Origin of the sequence: Amycolatopsis sp. NPDC049159, assembly GCF_040648295.1 — a bacterium.
In the GTDB taxonomy this organism is placed as follows: Bacteria; Actinomycetota; Actinomycetes; order Mycobacteriales; family Pseudonocardiaceae; genus Amycolatopsis; species Amycolatopsis pretoriensis_A.
The window spans coordinates 215,644-230,794 of record NZ_JBEZDL010000014.1 but is presented as its reverse complement, the minus strand read 5'-3'; the positions used below and the strand labels follow the sequence as shown (position 1 = coordinate 230,794).

Below are 15,151 nucleotides of genomic sequence, written 5' to 3'. Positions count from 1 at the left end.
AGGCCGGTGCAACCCGAGGCCACCGAAGAAGAACGCGTCATGAACATGACTCTCGAGGCCTACGCGGACACGATCGTGCCCGGGGAGAAGCGGTACCCCGAAGACCGGGCGATCGCCGGGGCCGCGCCCGGGCCCGGTTCGGTCGCCGCGGGCGCGCTCGAGCTGCTGAACTTCGACGCGACCGGCGTCACGGCCGGCCTGCCCTACCTCGCGCAGTCGCTCAACGACCACGCGAAGGCGTACGCCGGGGAGGTGGAGCTGGAGCTCGACCACGACGTCGCGCCGTTCGTCGCGCTGCCCTACGAGCACCGCCGCGAGCTGGTGCACCGGCTGACCACGCCGGGGCACCCGGAGAAGGACGGCTGGGTCAGCCTCGCGCTGTTCTGCAACATGGCCTTCGACAGCGCCGCGCACAAGCACACCGCCGAGGCCATCCGCGAGGGGCACCCCGGCCTGCTGGCGCTGGGCTACACCGCGCCGGACGCGGACGGGTTCTGGCGGTTCCCGAAGTACGGCTACGGCCGCAAGCTGGCCGAACTCCACCCTGACACCACGCCCTCCGGGAGCCCCGCATGAGCGCCATCGAGAAGACCGACGTCGTCATCGTCGGCAGCGGGTTCGGCGGTTCGATCCCGGCCTACCACCTCGCCGCCGGCGGGGCGAAGGTGACCGTGCTGGAGCGTGGGCCGTGGCTGGCCGCGGCCGACTTCGAGCACGACTACCTGCTCGGCTCGTCCTACACCCGCGCGTTCGACTTCGTCGTCGGTGACGGGATGAGCGTGCTGGGCGGCAACTGCGTCGGCGGCGGCAGCGTGGTGTACTTCGCCGCGATGCCGCGCGCACCGCGCTTCGTCTTCGAGCGCCACGGCAGCATCGGGCGCCGGATGTGGCCGTCCGTGATTTCCCGCGACAGCCTGGAGCCGTGGTACGACCGCGTCGACGAGTCGATCCCGGTGTCCAAACAGGACTGGAGCGACGTCTCCTACGCCGGCGGCCTGTGGGCGGCGGCCTGCAACCACTCGGGCCGCACGGCCAACCCGGCGCCGGTCGCGGTGGACAACGACACCTGCGTCAACTGCAACTTCATGATGGCGGGCTGCAAGTTCGACGCCAAGCGGTCGATGCTGACGAACTACCTGCCCGCCGCCCTGTCCCACGGCGCCGAGATCCGGCCGCTGCACGAGGTCGAACGGCTCGAGCGCACCGAGGACGGCAGCTACCGCGTCCACTTCGACATCGTGGACGAAGAGGACTACCGGGTGCACACCGGCACCGGCGTGATCGAGGCGAAGGTCGTCATCATCGCCGCGGGTGCCGGCGCGACCCCGGTCATCCTGCAGCGGTCGGAGGCGGCGCTGGGCGAGATGCCGCACGGCGTCGGCCGCTACTTCTCGGGCAACGGTGAGCGGCTCAACACCGCGATCATCGACGAGGACCGCGTCCGCGAGGTGCTCGGACTGTCCCGTGAGGACGGTCCGGTGTACTCGGCCAACCACATCGGCAAGGGCCCGACGGTCGCGAACTGGGACAAGCTCGACGGTTCGCTGCCGGAGTACGAGCGGTACTCGCTGGAGCAGCTGTACTTCCCGCCGGGCCTGGGCACGATCCTCGCGCAGGTGCCCGGTGGCGAGGAGCCGCGCTGGTACGGGGCGGAGAAGAAGGAGATCCTCAAGCAGTGGGCCAACTGGCTCACGATCTTCTTGATGACCGAGGACGACAACGAGGGTGTCTTCGGCACGCCGCCGCCGACCGGCAACGCGTACCGGATCTCCCAGCAGATGCTCGGCCGCGGCCCGCTGCGCTACGACCCGACGGAGAACACCCGCCGGGGCTGGGCGCTGGCCGACGCCGACTGCAAGGCGATCATCGAGAAGGACGGCCTGGCCAAGGTTTCGCCGTGGACCAACGACGTCGTCGGGGCGTACACGGTGCACCCGCTGGCGTCCTGCCGGATCGGCGACGACGCGGCGACGTCCGCGCTGCACCCGAACCACGAGCTGCGCAACCACCCGGGCATCTTCGTGACCGACAGCGCGTCGGTGCCGGGTGCGCTGACGGTCAACCCGGCGATGACCATCGCGGCACTGGCCGAGCGCTCGATCCCGGGCATCGTCCGGGAGCTGCAGTCGCGCGGGGTCGACGTGAAGTACGGCGCGCCGTCCCCGGACGGCTCGATCACCGGGCGGCGCGCGGTGTCCAAACTGGACCTGGTCGCGGGTAACTGAGGCACGGCACCACCGTTCGCGGACTCGCGCACCCGGCCGGGGTGCGCGAGTTCGCCGTTTCAGGAGGAGGGGTCATGGCTCCGGGTTTGGTCAGGATCGCGCTGCGGCGGACGCTGCGGGACGTGAAGTACGTCGAGGTCGTGCGCCCGGGGCGGGCGCGGGGGCTCGTCAAGGACGTGTACCGGCAGGTCGAGCGGGACTTCGGGATGCTCGCCCCGCCGATGGCGCTGCACTCGGCTTCGCCGGAGGTGCTCGCCGCGGCCTGGGCCGTGCTGCGGGAGTCGCTCGTGGCCGGCGGGACCGCGAGCCGGGCCGACAAGGAAGTCGTCGCGGCCGCGGTTTCCGCGGCCAACGACTGCCCCTACTGCGTCGAGGTGCACGGGATGGCGCTCGGGTCGCTGGGGGATCCCGCGGCCGCCGCGGCCATCGAGGCCGGGGACGTCGGGGCCATCCCGGACCGCGACACGCGGGCGCTGGCGGCCTGGGCGCGGGGCGAGGGTCCGCTGCCCGCGGACGTCCCGGCTGGCACCGCCGCCGAGTTCACCGCGGTCGCCGTCGCCTTCCACTACCTCAACCGGGTGGTGAGCGTGTTCCTCGGGCCTTCGCCGCTGCCGGAGAACGTTCCGCCGCAGGCGCGCGCGAAAGCCAAGGCGGTACTGGGCTTCCTGCTCAAGCCGGGTGCGCCGCCGCCGGCCGGGCGGGCGCTGGAACTGCTGCCCGCCGCGGCCGGGGACGGGCCGGGCTGGGCGCTTCCGGGGCACACGCTGTCGGACGCCTTCGCTCGCGCCGAGGCGGCCGTGGCGGCCGCCGGTGAGCGCTCGGTGCCGTCCCGGGTGCGGGAGCTCGTCCGGCGGGAAGTCAAGGCGTGGGACGGGAAACCGGCGGGGCTGAGCCGGGCCTGGGTCGAGCCGGTGCTCGCCGAGCTGCCTGCCGGAGAACGGGCTGCCGGACGGCTGGCGCTGCTCACCGCCAAGGCCGCGTACCAGGTCGGGGCCGACGACGTCGCCGCCGTCGGCGCGTCCGATCGCGGCCTGGTGGAGCTGGTGTCGTGGGCCGCTTTCACCGCGGCCGTGGCGGCCGGCGGGCGCCTGCCGGTCCGCCCGCCAAGAGAAGACCCTGCAGGTCGGCGCGGGTGATGATCGGAAGGTCGGATCGCCCGCCGGGGCGCGCAGCACCGGGACACACAGAAACTCCGGGACCGCGTCGCCGCCCCGAGCGGCAGCCGATCTGCTCAGGCCGGCGGTCGCCGCACGGTGGCGCCCTTACCCCCGCCCCGCGCGGCGGCCGCCGGCTCACGAGAAAGACGTCGCATCGGTGAAAGGACTGACAGGTGACTGACACCACGGGCGTGATCGCCGACCTGACCGCCGAGGCCGCCGAGGTGGACGCGCTCGTCGCCGGCCTTTCCGAAGCGGAGTGGGACACCCCCACGCCCGCGCCCGGCTGGCCGGTCCGGCACCAGATCGGGCACCTCGCCTTCATCTTCCGCATCGCCGGCCTCTCGGCCGCGCAGCCGGAAGCCTTCGTCGCCATGACGAAGTCGCTCAAGGGCGGCTTCGAGGCCGCGGTGAACGCCGCGCTGGAGGACTACGTCCACGACCCGGCCGAGGTCCTGCTGACCCGCTGGCGCGCCGAGCGGGACGCCGGCATCAAGGCCCTCGCGGCCGTGCCCGGTGACCAGCTGGTGCCGTGGCTGGTCAACCCGCTGCCGCCGTACGTGCTGGCGTGCGCCGGGATGATGGAGGCCTTCGGCCACGGCCAGGACATCGCCGACGCGCTCGGCGTGCGCCGCGAACGGACCGACCGGATCAAGCACCTGGTCGGGTTCGCCGTGCGCGTGCGGGACTTCGGTTACGAGGCGCGGAACCTGAAGCCGCCGGCCGAGGAGTTCCGGTTCGAGCTCACCGCGCCCTCGGGCGCGCTCTGGACGTTCGGGCCCGAGGACGCGACCCAGCGGGTCAGCGGCAGCGCGGCGGACTTCTGCCTGCTGGTGACCCGTCGGCGGCACCGCTACGACCTCGACGTGCGGGCGCAGGGCACGCTGGCGGACCAGTGGCTCGACATCGCCCAGGCTTACCGCGGGCCGGCCGGCCAGGGCCGCAAGCCCGGCCAGTTCGACGCCTGAAAATCCATTGTAGACAGTGCGGGTCCCTTGTCCCAGCGTGCTGACGTGCGCGCCGCGGGCAGGGAGAGAGAAGACCGCCCGCACCGGCCGGGAGATGCTGGACTTCAACGGCCCGGCGGACGGGCACTCCGGGCGGCGCGGCCGCCCGAGGAGACAGACCGGCGGTGGGGCTCGAGCCCCGCACCGGAGGACAGCGGGGACCTGATGGTCCCGGTGATACGGGGCTCGAGAGCCAGTGGGAGTGCGGTGGCATGAGCGTAGAGCGGATTTCGATCGTCGGTATCGGTCTCCGGTACCCCGACGCGAGTTCTCCGGAGGAGCTCTGGGAAAACGTGCTGGCCGGGCGCCGGGCGTTCCGCAGGCTGCCGGACGAGCGGATGAACCGGGCGGACTACTACTCACCGGACCCGAAGGCGCCGGACCGCTTTTACGCGCAGAAAGCGGCGGTGCTGCGGGACTACGAATTCGACCGGGTGGCGCACAAGGTCGCCGGCAGCACCTTCCGGGCGACGGACACGACGCACTGGCTCGCCCTGGACGTCGCGGCCGCGGCCCTCGCGGACGCCGGCTTCGGCGAAGGTGACGGTGCTCCGCGGCAGAGCACCGGCGTCGTCATCGGCAACAGCCTGACCGGGGAGTTCTCCCGCGCCAACATCATGCGGCTGCGCTGGCCGTACGTGCGGCGCACGGTCGCGGCGGCGCTGAGCTCCCGCGGCTGGGAGGACGAGGAGACCGCGAGCTTCCTCCGCGAACTGGAAGTCCAGTACAAGGAGCCGTTCCCCGAGATCAACGAGGACACCCTCGCCGGTGGCCTGGCGAACACCATCGCCGGCCGCGTCTGCAACCACTTCGACTTCGCCGGCGGCGGGTACACCGTCGACGGCGCCTGCTCGTCTTCGCTGCTTTCGGTGGTCACCGCGGCCAACGCGCTCGTCCAGGGCGACCTGGACCTCGCCGTCGCCGGCGGTGTCGACCTGTCGATCGACCCGTTCGAGGTCATCGGCTTCGCCAAGACCGGCGCGCTGGCCAAGCGCGAGATGAAGGTCTACGACGCCGACTCCAACGGCTTCTGGCCGGGCGAGGGCTCGGGCATGCTCGTCCTGATGCGCGAAAGCGACGCGCTGGAGCAGGGCAAGCGGATCTACGCGTCGATCGGCGGCTGGGGCGTCTCCTCCGACGGCAAGGGCGGCATCACCCGGCCCGAGGCCGCCGGGCACCGGCTGGCCATCAAGCGCGCCTACGACCGCGCGGGCTACGGCGTCGAGACCGTGTCCTACTTCGAGGGCCACGGCACCGGCACCGCGCTGGGCGACGCCACCGAGATCGAGGCGCTGTCCACCGCCCGCCGCGACGCCGACCCGCTGGCCAAGCAGGCCGCGCTGTCGACCATCAAGGGCAACATCGGCCACACCAAGGCCGCGGCGGGGGTCGCCGGCCTGATCAAGGCGACGCTGGCGGTGTACCACCAGGTCATCCCGCCGGCCACCGGGCACCACGACCCGCACGAGTCGCTCACCGGCTCCTCGGCGCGGATGTACGTCCCGCGCGAGGCGTCGCTGTGGCCGGCGGACCAGCCGGTCCGCGCGGGTGTCTCCGCGATGGGCTTCGGCGGGATCAACTCCCACATCACCGTCACCGAGGCGCCGACCGCGCCGCGGCGCCGCGAGCTCGACGAGCGGGCCCGCGCGCTGGTCGCCGGCCGCCAGGACGCCGAACTGCTGCTGTTCGACGCCGACGACCTCGCGACCCTGCGCGGGAACGTGGCCGCGGTGCTGGAAACCGTGCCGAAGCTGTCGTTCGCCGAGCTGACCGACCTCGCAGCTTCGCTGGCGAAGGACCTTTCGGGCAAGGCGGTGCGCGCGGCGGTCGTCGCGGCCAACCCGGAGCACGCCGAGCGGAAGCTGACCAAGCTCCTGGAGCAGCTCGACTCGGGTGACGCGGTCTTCGACAGCGCCGACGGCATCTTCGCGAGCAGCCGCGGCAGCGCGCCGAAGATCGGCTACCTGTTCCCCGGCCAGGGCTCCGGCCGCGGCGGCGACAGCGCGCTGCGCCGCCGGTTCACCGCGGCCGAGGAGATCTACCGCGCCGCCGGGCTGCCGGTCACCGGCGACCAGGTCGCCACCGAGGTGGCGCAGCCCCGGATCGTCACCGGTTCGCTGGCCGCGCTGCGGGTGCTGCGGTCGTTCGGCATCGAGGCCTCGACGGCCACCGGGCACAGCCTCGGCGAGCTGACCGCCCTGCACTGGGGCGGTGCGCTCGACGAGCGCGGGCTGCTGGCGCTGGCGAAGGTCCGCGGCAAGGTCATGGCTTCGACGACCGGCGACGGCACCGGCGCCATGGCCGGCATCGCCGCTTCGCCGAGCCGCGTCGAAGAACTGGGCCTCGGCTCGGACGTCGTCATCGCGGGCTACAACGCGCCGGAGCAGACCGTGATCTCCGGGCCCGCCCCGGCGATCGACAAGATCGTCGCCCGGGCCAAGGCCCAGGGCGTCGGCGCGACCCGGATCAAGGTCTCGCACGCCTTCCACTCGCCGGCGGTCGAACCCGCTGCGAACGCGATGACCGAGAAGCTGGGCGAATTCTCCTTCTCCCGCCTCGAGCGGCCGGTCGTCTCCACCGTGAGCGGCGACGTCCTGCACGCCGCGGAGAACCTGTCGGAGCTGCTGCGCGACCAGATCGTGCTGCCGGTCCGCTTCCGCGAAGCCGCCGCCAAGGTGGCCGAGCGCAGCGACCTGGTGGTCGAGGTCGGGCCGGGCCGGGTGCTGACCGGGCTGTTCGAAGAGATCGCGCCGGAGACCCCGGTGCTCGCGATCGACACGGACAACGCGTCGCTGCAGGCGCTGCTGCGGGTCGTCGGCGCGGCGTTCGCGCTCGGCGCCGACCTGGCGGTGGACGCGCTGTTCGAGGGCCGCGTCGTGCGCGCCCTGCCCGCCGATGGCGTCTTCAGCTTCCTGGCCAGCCCGTGCGAGGCGGCGCCGTCGATCGACAGCGAGCTGGCCGCCGAGCTGGCCGCGGAGAAGGCGCAGGCCGCCGACGCCGACGCGGGCAACGCCGACAGCGAGTCCGGCTCGACGCTGGACCTGCTGCGCAAGCTCGCCGCCGAGCGCGTCGAGCTGCCGCTGGAAGCCGTCACCGCCGACACCCACCCGCTCGACGACCTGCACCTGTCGTCGATCACGGTCGGGCAGCTGGTCAACGACGTCACCCGGGCGCTGGGGCGCCCCGCGCTGGAAGGCATGCCGAACTTCGCGACGGTGTGCCTCGGTGAACTCGCCGAGATGATCGACGAGCTGGCGCAGACAGCGAAGTCGACCGACCAAGGCGCCGGCGAGGCTCCCGGTGTCGGCCCGTGGGTCCGGCCGTTCGCGGTCGAGTACGTGCCCGCGCCGCGGCCCACCGCGGACCTCACGCCGGGTGCCGGGCACGCCGAGTGGCAGGTCTTCGCGACCCCGCGCCACCCGCTGGCCGAACCGGTGAAGGCGGCGCTGGCGAAGGCGGGCGTCGGCGACGGCGTCCTGCTCGTCCTGCCGGCGGACTGCGACTCGAGCCACGTCGGCCTGTTCCTCGACGCCGGCCGCGCGGTCATGGCGGCTCCCAACGGCACGCGCTTCGTGGTCGTGCACCACGGCTACGGCGCCGCCGGCCTGGCCCGCACCCTGCGGCTCGAGGACCCCTCGGCGAAGACGACGATCATCGACTTCGCGGACCCGGCACCGTCGGGCGAGGACGCGATCGCGACGGCCGTGACCACCGTGGTGGCCGAGGTCGCGGCGACCACGGACTTCACCGAAGCGCGCTACGGCGCCGACGGCGGGCGCACCGTGCCGCGGCTGTCCGCGCTGGCCGCGCCGAAGCCCGGCCCGATCCAGGACTCGCTGGACGCCACCGACGTCCTGCTCGTCACCGGTGGCGGCAAGGGCATCACGGCGGAGAGCGCGCTCGCGCTGGCCAAGGACTCCGGAGCGCGGCTGGCCCTGCTCGGGCGCAGCGACCCCGAGTCCGACACCGAGCTGGCGGAGAACCTCGACCGCATGGAAGCGGCGGGCATCCGCTACCGCTACGAGCGCGCCGACGTCACCAGCGCCCCGCAGGTCGCCGAGGTGGTCGCGCGGATCCAGGCCGACCTCGGCCCGGTCACCGCGGTCCTGCACGGCGCGGGCCGCAACGAGCCGGCCGCGCTGTTCTCCCTCACGGAGGACAGCTTCCGCAAGACGCTCGCCCCGAAGATCGGCGGCCTCAACGCGGTGCTGAACGCGGTCGACCAGGACAAGATCAAGCTCCTGGTCACCTTCGGCAGCATCATCGGCCGGGCGGGCCTGCGCGGGGAAGCGCACTACGCCACGGCGAACGACTGGATGACCGAGCTGACCCTGCGCTTCGGCCAGGAACACCCGCAGGCGCGGGCGATCGCGCTGGAGTGGTCGGTCTGGTCGGGCACCGGCATGGGCGAGAAGCTCGGCGTGGTCAGCGCCCTGATGCGCGACGGCATCACACCGATCCCCACCGAGGAGGGCATCACCATCCTCCGCCAGGTGCTGGCCGACCCGGCCGCGCCGCCGGTGCTGGTGGTCTGCGGCCGCACGTCGGGCCTGGCCACGCTGCCGATCCAGAAGCGGGAGCTGCCGCTGACCCGGTTCGTCGACCGCGCGGTCGTGCACTACCCGGGCGTCGAGCTGATCACCGAGGCGGACCTGTCCGACGGGTCGGACCCGTACCTGACCGACCACCTGCTCGACGGGCAGCTGCTGTTCCCGGCGGTGCTCGGCATGGAGGCCATGACGCAGGCCGCGGCGGCGACGCTCGACCGCACCGGCACCCCGGTGCTCTCGGACGTCGAGTTCCTCCGGCCGATCATCGTCTCGCCCGGCGGGTCGACCACGGTCCGGCTGGCCACGCTGGCCCGCGACGCCGACACCGTCGACGTCGTGATCCGCAGTGACGAGACGGGCTTCAGCGCCGACCACTTCCGGGCGCGGCTGAGCTTCGCGCGGCCGGCGGAACTGGGCGAGCAGGTGCCCCGCGACGTCGCGCTGCCGCCGGTCCCGGTGGAGCCGATCAGCGAGCTCTACGGCTCGGTCCTGTTCCAGGGCAAGCGGTTCCAGCGGGTGCTGGGCTACCAGCGGGCGAGCGCCCGGCACGCGGTCGCCGAGATCGCGACCAGCGCGGACCACTATTGGTTCGCCCCGTTCCTCCCGCAGGAGCGGCTGCTGGCCGACCCCGGCACGCGGGACGCGATGATGCACGCGATCCAGTGCTGCGTCCCGGACGCGACGCTGCTGCCGCAGGGCATCGAGAAGCTGTACCTGGCCGAGCCGGGTGCCCAGCACGACGAGTACGTGCTGCTCGACGCCAAGGAACGGTCCCAGGACGGCGACAGCTACGTCTACGATCTCGACGTCCGCAACCCGGACGGCACCCTGGTCGAGCGCTGGGAAGGGCTGAAGCTGCGCGCGGTCCGCAAGCGCGACGGCGCCGGCCCCTGGGTCCCGTCGATGCTCGGGTCCTACGTGGAGCGTGCCTGTGAACGGCTGCTCGGCGGGACGCGGTCGGTGGTGCTCGAGCCGGACCCGGCCGGGCGCCCGGCGGAGGGCATCGCCGAGCGGAGGGCGCAGACCGCGCTCGCCGCGGGCCGCGCGCTCGACCGGCCGGTCGAGGTCCGCTACCGCCCCGACGGCAAGCCCGAGTTCGACGCGGGCAACGTCGGCGCTTCGCACACCTCTCAGCTGACCCTCGTGGTCGCCGGCGCCGACCAGGTCGCCTGCGACATCGAGACGGCGATCGAACGCACCGAAGAGGACTGGGCCGGCCTGCTCGGCGAGGAGCTGCTCGGTCTCGGCCGGCTGCTGGCCGCCGACACCGGCGAGGCGATCAGCGTGGCGAACACCCGGGTCTGGAGCGCGCTGGAGTGCGTGCGCAAGACCGGGCTGATGACCCAGGCGCTGACCGTCCGCCAGGTCGACGCCGACGGGTGGGCGCTGCTCGCCTCCGGCAACGCCCGGATCGCCACCTGGTCGACCACCGTCAACGACCGGACCGACCCGATCGTGTTCGCCGTGCTCCACGCAGAGGGGAACTGAAGATGACCGACTACTACGAGATCCGCCACACGGTCGGCTTCGAAGAGACCAACCTGGTGGGCAACGTCTACTACGTGAACTACGTGCGCTGGCAGGGCCGGTGCCGCGAGATGTTCCTGAAGGAGAAGGCGCCGGCGGTGCTCGAAGAGGTCCGCCACGACCTCAAGCTGTTCACCCTCAAGGTGGAGTGCGAGTTCTTCGCCGAGATCACCGCGTTCGACGAGCTGTCCATCCGGCTGCGCCTGGAGGAGCTCACCTCGACGCAGATCCAGTTCGCGTTCGACTACGTGCACCTCACCGAGGACGGCGAGGAGCGCCTGGTGGCCCGGGGACGGCAGCGCATCGCCTGCATGCGCGGCCCCAACACGGCCACCGTGCCGTCGCGGGTCCCCGAGCAGCTGCGCGAGGCGCTGGTTCCCTACTCGACGGCCGCGGTCAACGGCAAGGGAGTCTGACGTGGGCTACGAAACCGAGCCTTCCGAGAGGACTCACGTCCTCAAGCGGCTACGGACCTCGCCGGCCCGCCGCGGGCTGTCGGCCCAGCCGGGGCTGCGCCAGGTGATGGCGCAGTTCGCGACCGGGGTGACGGTGCTGACGGCGGGCGGGGAGGACGCGCACGGCATGACCGCCAACGCGTTCTCGTCGGTGTCGCTCGAGCCGCCGATGGTGCTGTGCTGCGTTTCGAAGGCGGCCCGGATGCACGCCGCGATCGTCACCGCCGGCTCGTTCGGCGTGAACATCCTTTCGGCCGACCAGCAGGACCTGTCGAAGTACTTCGCCGACTGGCGCCGTCCCGACGGCATCGCCCAGTTCGAAGCGGTCGGCTACACGGCGGGCGGCAAGACCGGCTCGCCGCTGCTCAAGGGCGCGCTGGCGTGGCTGGAGTGCGAGCTGGCCCAGGTGATCGAGGGCGGTGACCACTCGATCTTCCTCGGCCGGGTGGTCGAGACCAGCCGCGGCGAGGGCGAGCACGCGCTCGTCTTCTACGGCGGCGGCTACCACCAGATCGACGGGCGGGCCCGCGCGGCCTGAAGGGGGCGGAAAGCATGTTGATCGCGGTCACGGGCGGGACGGGGTTCCTCGGCGGGCACACGGTCGCGGCGCTGCTGCGGCGGGGCCACCGGGTGCGGCTGCTCGCCCGTGACCCCGGTCGTGCTCCGTCCACTGTGGACGTCGTGGAAGGCGACGTCACGGATCCCGGTGCGGCGGCCCGGCTCGTCGACGGGGCGGACGCGCTGCTGCACGCGGCGGGCGTCTACACCTTCGACAGCAGGCGCCGGGCCGAGGTGCGGCGGGTCAACGTCGGCGGCACGGCGAACGTGCTCGACGCCGCCCGCCGAGCGGGTACGGGGCGGATCGTGCACGTCTCCACCGTCGGGGCGCTGTACCCGGCCCGGGAGCCGTCGATCGGCCCGGCCAGCCCGGTCGGCCGGCCGCGGGAGACCTACCTCGCGGCCAAGGCCGAGGCCGAGCTGATCGCCCGCGGGCACCGGGACGCCGGCGTGCCGGTCACCATCACCTACCCGCCCGCGCTGCTCGGCCCGGCCGACCCGCACCTGGGCGACCAGAACGCGCGGCTGCGTGACCTGCTGCGCGGGCTGATGCCGATGTGGCCCTCCGGCGGGCTGCCGATCGGCGACGTCCGCGATTCGGCGGAGCTGCACGCGCGGCTGTTCGACGGGACGGCGCCGGGCCCCGCGTACTTCGGGCCCGGGCACTTCCTGCGCACCCGCGACTACCTCGCCGCCGTCCGGGCCGCGACCGGACGGCGGCTGCCCGCGGTGTTCCTGCCCGCCCGCGCGATGTTCCCGGTCGGCCACGCCGCCGGCCTGCTGCAGCGCGCCTGGCCGTGGCACATCCCGGCGGAGTACGGCGCGCTCTACGTGTGCGCCACCGCCGTCCCCGTCGACGCGGCCGCACCGCACGCCGGCGTCCCCGCGCGGCCGGTGGCCGAGACCGTGCGCGACACGGTGGCGTGGCTGCACGCCACCGGGCGGCTGACCCGCCGCCGGGCGGGGACCGTTCTTCTGCCCAGAGTGTCCACTGTGGACGCCGGAGTCGGCGCCCCGACCGAGGAGGTCCTGCCATGACCGCCAGCGATGCCACCGAACCCGTCCGGTCGGCCGCGGCTCCGCCCGCCGTGCCGGACGTGCCCGCCGAGTGGCCGGTCCGCCCGATGCCCCGGCTCGGCCGCGGCATCGTGTGGTCCGACATCGTCGCCGAGATCGAGCACGACCAGCAGCTACGGATGAGGGATGCCGCGTGAGCGGAGGCCACGAGTCCGGGGCCCAGCGAGCCGACGACGCGGAGGTGGTGCCGGTCCCGGAGGGGACCCGCCCCGCCCGCCGCCGGCTCGCGCGGGCGGGGGAGACCGGCGACGCCCAGGTCATCGAGCTGGCCAGGGCGACCGACCAGGTGCGCGCGGAGCCCGCGGACATGCCGCTGCTGCGGCGCCGCCGCGACGAGCTCCGCGCGCACATCCACGAGGGCAAGCTCGACGCCGTGCGGCGCCAGCACTCGCTGGGCAAGCTCACCGCGCGCGAGCGGCTGGTCCTGCTGCTCGACGAGGACTCGTTCACCGAGATCGAGCCCTACCGGCGCCACCAGGCGAGCGGGCCGGGGCTGGCGGGCAACCGCCCGTACACCGACGGCGTCGTCGCGGGGTCCGGCACCATCGACGGGCGCCGCGTCTTCGTCTACGCCCAGGACTTCACGCTGTTCGGCGGTTCGCTCGGCGAGGCGCACGCGGCCAAGATCCACAAGGTCCTCGACCTCGCGGTGGCCAACGGCGCCCCGGTGATCGGCCTCAACGACAGCGGCGGCGCCCGCATCCAGGAGGGCGTGCTCGCGCTCAACGGCTACGGCGGCATCTTCCGCCGCCAGGTCGAGGCGTCCGGGGTGATCCCGCAGATCAGCGTGATCCTGGGCCCGTGCGCGGGCGGCGCGGCGTACTCGCCGGCGCTGGCGGACTTCACGTTCATGGTGCGCGACACGGCCCGGATGTACCTGACCGGCCCGGACGTCGTGGAGGCGGTCACCGGCCGGCGCGTGACGCACGAGGAACTCGGCGGCGCCGACGTCCACGGCACCCATTCGGGCGTGGCGACGGTCGTGCACGACGACGAGGAGAGCTGCCTCGCCGACGTCCGCTACCTGGTTTCCCTGCTGCCGGCGAACTACCTGGAGCCGCTGCCGGACGCGAGCTCGTCCAGCGCGAAGGACGACTACCGCCCGCGCCTGGCGGAGCTGGTCCCGGTGGAGCCCAACCAGCCGTACGACATGCACGACGTCTTTTCGGAGATCGCCGACGACGGCGAGTTCTTCGAGCTGCACGAAGGCTGGGCCCGCAACGTGCTGTGCGCGCTGGCCCGCATCGACGGCCGCGTGGTCGGCCTGGTCGGCAACCAGCCGGTGGTCTTCGCCGGCGTCCTGGACGGCCCGGCCTCCCAGAAGGCGGCGCGGTTCGTGCGGTTCTGCGACGCGTTCGGCATCCCGCTGGTGAGCCTGGTCGACGTCCCGGGGTTCCTGCCCGGCGTGGAGCAGGAGCGCAGCGGCATCATCCGCCAGGGCGCGCAGCTGCTGCACGCGTACTGCGAGGCGACGGTGCCGCGGATCCAGGTGATCCTGCGCAAGGCGTACGGCGGCGCGTACATCGTGATGGACTCGCGGTCCATCGGGTGCGACCTGTCACTGGCGTGGCCGACGAACCAGATCGCGGTGATGGGCGCGGAGGGCGCGGTGAACGTGTTGCACCGCCGCGAACTCGCGGCGGCCGAGGACCCTTCGGCGTTGCGGGCGAAGCTGGTGGCGGAGTACACGGAGGAGTACCTGAACCCGCAGTACGCGGCCGAGCGCGGCCTGGTGGACGACATCATCGACCCGGCCGAGACCCGCGCGGCCCTGGCCCGCGGGCTGGCGATGTTGCGCGACAAGCGGAAGCCGGGCCCGGCGCGCAAGCACGGCAACCTTCCGATCTAGGGGGCGAGGATGGTGTTGCGGGTGGTCCGGGGCGCTCCGGACGACGTCGAGCTGGCGGCTCTGGTGACGGCGCTGGCTTTGCTGGGGACGGAGTCCCCGGCGGAGCCGGTCACCGAGGCGGTGGGGTGGCGGTCGAGGGGTGAGGTGGCGCCTTCGTTCCGCCGGCCGGGAGCTTGGCGGCTGTCGGGGTTGCCGCGCTGAGTTTTTGCCGGTGGGGGCGGTCCTTTGTGGGGCCGTCCCCTTTGGCGTGCCCGGGTTTGCCGGGCCTCGGAACCGCTACCGGCCGCCATCGCCCGGGCCGACGCTCACGTGCTGGCTGGGCTGTGCCGGCCCGGGGTGGCCTCGCGGACCCGCGCGCTGCGCCGGCCCGCCTCCGCGGCTCGGCTGGGCTTTCTGCGGCCCGGAACCACAGCCGGCCTTCGCTGCCCGGGCAGGGATGCGCCGCCGGTTCGCCTCACGGGCCGTCTGGGTTGTGCCGGCCCTGGGCTGCTCCGCCGCATGGGTTGGGTGGCCCCGCCCGGAACTGCAACCGGCCTTCGCGGGTCGGGCAGGGTTGTGCAGATCCGGGCAGGTATCACTGGGCCGGCTGGGTTGAGTCGCTTCCGCAGCCGGGGGGGGCCAGTCCGGAAGTGCAGCCGGCCTTCGCTGCCTGGGCACGATTGTGCCGGCGGGGTCGGCCTCGCGGGCCGGCTGGGCTGTCGGCTTCCGCGGCCTGGGTGGCCGGTCCGGAAGTGCAGTTGGCCTTC

11 protein-coding genes are annotated in these 15,151 nt (G+C 73.2%); all 11 read left to right on the top strand.

The genetic code is table 11. The annotated features are described in order from the left end of the window. The first annotated feature begins 6 nt into the window (after positions 1-6). The 11 genes from AB0B33_RS26380 to AB0B33_RS26330 all read left to right on the top strand — a co-directional run bounded on the left by AB0B33_RS26380 (position 7) and on the right by AB0B33_RS26330 (position 14,606). Complete coding sequence (locus AB0B33_RS26380) at positions 7-576, top strand: DUF5987 family protein (protein ID WP_360776587.1); 570 nt, start codon at positions 7-9, stop codon at positions 574-576. After that, the gene (locus AB0B33_RS26375) at positions 573-2,225 is read left to right on the top strand and encodes a GMC family oxidoreductase (RefSeq protein WP_247020256.1); all 1,653 of its coding nucleotides are present in this window, start codon (positions 573-575) and stop codon (positions 2,223-2,225) included. The genes AB0B33_RS26380 and AB0B33_RS26375 overlap by 4 nt, the downstream gene beginning before the upstream one ends. Positions 2,226-2,299: 74 nt before the next feature. Then, entirely contained in the window at positions 2,300-3,361 is a 1,062-nt protein-coding gene (locus AB0B33_RS26370) for a carboxymuconolactone decarboxylase family protein (protein ID WP_360776585.1), read from the top strand. Between the two features lie 194 nt (positions 3,362-3,555). Beyond that, complete coding sequence (locus AB0B33_RS26365) at positions 3,556-4,350, top strand: TIGR03084 family metal-binding protein (RefSeq protein ID WP_247020260.1); 795 nt, start codon at positions 3,556-3,558, stop codon at positions 4,348-4,350. A gap of 251 nt (positions 4,351-4,601) precedes the next feature. Then, a complete protein-coding gene (locus AB0B33_RS26360) occupies positions 4,602-10,427 on the top strand; it encodes a type I polyketide synthase (protein WP_360776582.1) in 5,826 nt (1,941 codons plus the stop codon). A gap of 2 nt (positions 10,428-10,429) precedes the next feature. After that, positions 10,430-10,882 (top strand): acyl-CoA thioesterase, encoded by a 453-nt coding sequence (locus AB0B33_RS26355; protein WP_247020264.1) that lies wholly within the window; start codon positions 10,430-10,432, stop codon positions 10,880-10,882. Between the two features lies 1 nt (position 10,883). After that, positions 10,884-11,459 (top strand): flavin reductase family protein, encoded by a 576-nt coding sequence (locus AB0B33_RS26350; protein WP_360776580.1) that lies wholly within the window; start codon positions 10,884-10,886, stop codon positions 11,457-11,459. Between the two features lie 14 nt (positions 11,460-11,473). Then, positions 11,474-12,517 (top strand): NAD-dependent epimerase/dehydratase family protein, encoded by a 1,044-nt coding sequence (locus tag AB0B33_RS26345; RefSeq protein WP_360776578.1) that lies wholly within the window; start codon positions 11,474-11,476, stop codon positions 12,515-12,517. Continuing rightward, positions 12,514-12,693 carry a DUF6222 family protein gene (locus tag AB0B33_RS26340; RefSeq protein WP_360776576.1) on the top strand — a complete coding sequence of 60 codons (180 nt, stop codon included), beginning with the start codon at positions 12,514-12,516 and terminating at the stop codon, positions 12,691-12,693. The genes AB0B33_RS26345 and AB0B33_RS26340 overlap by 4 nt, the downstream gene beginning before the upstream one ends. Next, positions 12,690-14,405, top strand: a complete 1,716-nt coding sequence (locus tag AB0B33_RS26335; protein ID WP_360776574.1) for an acyl-CoA carboxylase subunit beta — start codon at positions 12,690-12,692, stop codon at positions 14,403-14,405. The genes AB0B33_RS26340 and AB0B33_RS26335 overlap by 4 nt, the downstream gene beginning before the upstream one ends. 9 nt (positions 14,406-14,414) lie before the next feature. Further along, a complete protein-coding gene (locus AB0B33_RS26330) occupies positions 14,415-14,606 on the top strand; it encodes an acyl-CoA carboxylase epsilon subunit (protein ID WP_360776572.1) in 192 nt (63 codons plus the stop codon). Positions 14,607-15,151: the final 545 nt, after the last annotated feature.